The organism is Chloroflexota bacterium (assembly GCA_013152435.1).
In the GTDB taxonomy this organism is placed as follows: Bacteria; Chloroflexota; Anaerolineae; order DUEN01; family DUEN01; genus DUEN01.
Genome location: JAADGJ010000002.1, coordinates 10508 through 14038, shown reverse-complemented (window position 1 = coordinate 14038; position 3531 = coordinate 10508). Strand labels below are relative to the sequence as shown.

Sequence of the window (3531 nt, the reverse complement as noted above, 5' to 3'; positions counted from 1 at the left end):
CCAGCGTCAGGTCGCGCACATACACGTTCATCCCGCCGGCCTCTTTTCCGCCCAACGCGGCCAGCGGGCAGGTATGAACGCTCAACATGCAAATCCGCAAGCGCGGCGCCCGGTCACCCACAGGATCGCACATCTGCTCGTCTACTCCTCTTCCATCCCGTCCAATCCCCAACGCGTCCCCCGACGGATGGGGCACCCCTTTCCTCCGATGTGTCCCTGGATCCTCCATACAAAATGCTTTCCTACGACGGCCGGGCGACGATGCGATACACGCGCGTGTCCTGGCCGCCGAAGCGATACTTATACTCCTCGTCACCCTGCATGAAGTCGAACTTGCGCTTCCCGATCTCGATGGCGTGTCGGATACAGTAGCTCAACAACACGATCCCCGGGCTGAGCCGGGCATACTTCTCGGGGTCATACCCGGAGTTGTAGACCAGAACGCTATCCCCGTAGTCAAAGCAATACATGGAGGCGGCCGCCTCGCCGTTCACCTCGATGAAGGACAACTGCAGCCAGCCGGCCTCCAGCATGACCCACGCCAACGCGTGGAAAAATCGCCGCATTTCATCTGTCATGAAAGCGTCCTTATCCGGGCTGCTCGCCTCATGCAGCCGGATAAAGCGCTCCACCTCGGCATCCAGATCATAAGTCGAATCGACGATATACCAATGGACCCGAGCTTGCCGCTCGATGCGCCGGATCTTTCGGCGGATCTCATGGCGCTGATGCTTGTTCAACATGGCCAGGTAATCATCCCACGTCTCCGGCAGCGGGATGATGGGACAGACATCCTCGACCGCTGTCTCCACCTGCCAGCCCAGCGAGGAGGCTACCTGGGGGAAAAATCGATGGACGGGTCCCTCCTCAGGCACGTTCACCCACTCCACCGCGTCCCAGGAGGGCGCCTCCGGCCCCTGCAGCCACTCCAGCACGCACTGGATCACAGCCGCCTCATGCCCCGGGGCGACGATGAAGTCCAGATAGTCCGCCACCTCCGTGCCACCCACCAACCGGATGCGTCGCCCATCCTCCGCCTCGGCCACGTACAGGGGGATGATCCCCACCAGCTCATCTCCCAGCCGACAGGCGAGCAGATAGGCCTCTCCCTCCCCATGATATTGCCACCACGTCTTCTGAAATTCCCACGTCATGAACAGGGTATCCCATGCGGAGCGATGCAGAAGGGGATTCCACTCGGAACGCAGCGCCTCAAAGCCTTCCTCTCCACGATGAACGGCCAACCGCAAGGACGATTTGGCAATACACTGAGTGGACAACGCCTTCCTCCTTCCATACAAAACCACAGGCCAACCGCCTGTGGTTGTCTTCACTACAGACATTATAGCGTGATCATCGAACCGCGCAAGTATGCTGTCTTACATGAATGAACGGACACAAATCCCGCGATGGAGCTCCGTCACGCGCATGAGGATGCGATGCATAGGCCGTCGCCGAGCCCCATCCGACGACGGCCTGTCAAGATCACGCATGGATCTGCACTCAGAGCCGCGAGCCTTCACGACTCACGCCTGCTCTGGCTCCAGCAATCGCAACACCTTCTCCGCCGCCTCCACGATGCTGTCCATATCGGAGCGCGTGCCCAGGAGCACGTTCTGTCCCAACCAGACGCTCTCCTCATAGCAGGCCCGCTCCGCCGCCGGGCACGGCCGATGAAGACGCTCGATCTCATCCGGATCGCGCCCAACCCAGCGCAAGTTGTCCTCCGTGCCCTGGCGCACCGCATTGGTCGCATATAGGGGCACATACCCCGCCGCGCAGGGGATACCCTCCGCGTTCAGCGCCCGGATGAACGCCTCCCGGGAGGCGCCACGAGCCAGCTCGGGATCATAGCGGAAGATGAAAATGTGCCAGGCGTGCTGCGTCACCCGGGGATCACGGGCGAGCGGCCTCAATCCGAGCTTAGACAGCTCCCGCCCCAGGTACTGGGCGTTCTCCTCGCGGCGGGCGCTCTGCTCCTCCAGGCGGGTCATCTGCGCCAACAGGATGGCCGCCTGCCACTGCGTCATGCGGTAATTGCTCCCCCACGTCTCATGTTGATACCAGGCGCCCTCCCGCACCCGCCCCACATTGTGGATCGACCAACACCGATCCGCCAGTTCCTCGTTGTCCGTGAGGATGATCCCTCCCTCGCCGGCGCTCAGGTTCTTGCTGGACTGGAAGCTGAACGTGCCCATGTCCCCGATGGCGCCCACGCGTCGGCCTCGCCAGGCGGCCGCATGAGCCTGAGCCGCGTCCTCGATGAGCGTCAGCCCATGGCGACGCGCCAGCTCCGGCAGGGCGTCCATATCGGCCGGGCACCCCGCGATGTGGACGGCGATGATCGCCCTGGTCCTCTCCGTGATCTGCGCCTCCACCGCCTCCGGCGACAGCGTATACGTCTCCGGGTTGATGTCGGCGAAGACGGGAAGCGCCCCCAGGGACAAACAGGCGGTGGCCGTCGCCACGAACGTGTACGGCGGGATGATGACTTCATCGCCGGGGCCGATGCCCGCGGCGCGCAACGCGATCTCCAGCGCGGCGGTGCCGTTCGTGCAGGAGACGCCGTACCGGGCGTCCTGAAACCGGGCGAACGCCCTCTCGAACTCGAGGGTCTTCTCCCCGCCGATCCCCCATTGCCCGGAGTGCAACACCTCCAACAGCGCCTTCTCCTCCTCTTCCCCCCACACCGGCCAGCGCGGGAACGGCTCGGTGCGGACGGGGGTCCCGCCGTGGATTGCCAATCGGTCCATGGTCACACCTCTTCGCTTTTGCATGGAGTGCCGCCCTCGGGGGAACCCCTGGCCAACACTCGCTTGATTGGACGGGCGACGAAGCCCATCCCATCTACCGCATACGGGACTCGGACAGCCACATGTCCGGATTGGGACCGAGCGCCGCCTTCAGAGTCTCGGTCGCCTCCGTCAGCGCCCGCACCACGTCGGGCGAGAGCTTGAGATCAGCCGCCGAGGCGTTCTCCACGACCTGCCCCGGGTGCCGGGCCCCGGCCAACACGGAGACCACGCCAGGCTGATAAAGCAGCCAGGCGAGGGCTACCTTCGCCATCGGCTGTCCGATCCCCTCGCAAATCCGCCGGATGCGCTCAATGGCCGCGAACGTCTCCTCCTCGCACCCCTCCTCACCGTGGCGGGTCAGCGGCCGATCCCTGGAGAAATGCCGGGTCCGGGCCCGCCCTTCGGGCACCTCATCCGGCGAGGAGAACTTCCCCGTCAGCAACCCGTGGACCAGGGGGCTGTAACACAGGAGGCCGATCTCGTGCTCCAGGCACTGGGGGACGATCTCATACTCGATGGCGCGCCATAGCAGGCTATAGGGCAACTGGTTCGTCTCACAACGTCCAACGGCCAGCAGATCGGCCATATCCTGAGGGCCGAAATTGCTGACGCCGATGGCACGGATCTTCCCCTGCTCCCGCAGCCGCTCCAGCGCCTCCATCGTCTCCTCGATGGGGACCTCCCGGCTAGGCCAGTGGATCTGATACAGATCGATGTAGTCCGTGTTCAACCGCCG

4 protein-coding genes are annotated in these 3531 nt (G+C 64.0%); all 4 read right to left on the bottom strand.

All coding sequences use genetic code 11. The annotated features are described in order from the left end of the window. Positions 1 to 100: glycosyltransferase family 1 protein (locus tag GXP39_00065; GenBank protein NOZ26431.1), on the bottom strand; the 100-nt coding region annotated here is incomplete at its 3' end. A gap of 142 nt (positions 101 to 242) precedes the next feature. Continuing rightward, positions 243 to 1154, bottom strand: coding sequence for a GNAT family N-acetyltransferase (locus tag GXP39_00060; GenBank protein ID NOZ26430.1), 912 nt, complete (start codon positions 1152 to 1154; stop codon positions 243 to 245). Between the two features lie 372 nt (positions 1155 to 1526). Beyond that, positions 1527 to 2753: a DegT/DnrJ/EryC1/StrS family aminotransferase gene (locus GXP39_00055; GenBank protein ID NOZ26429.1), complete on the bottom strand. Its 1227-nt coding sequence runs from the start codon at positions 2751 to 2753 to the stop codon at positions 1527 to 1529. Between the two features lie 94 nt (positions 2754 to 2847). After that, on the bottom strand, positions 2848 to 3531 hold a 684-nt coding region (locus GXP39_00050), incomplete at its 5' end, for an aldo/keto reductase (protein ID NOZ26428.1).

Bases quoted from the DNA above. Each gene is read 5' to 3' on its own strand.
- GXP39_00060 (NOZ26430.1), bottom strand. From the start codon at position 1,154: ATGACGTGGGAATTTCAGAAGACGTGGTGGCAATATCATGGGGAGGGA.
- GXP39_00055 (NOZ26429.1), bottom strand. From the start codon at position 2,753: ATGGACCGATTGGCAATCCACGGCGGGACCCCCGTCCGCACCGAGCCG.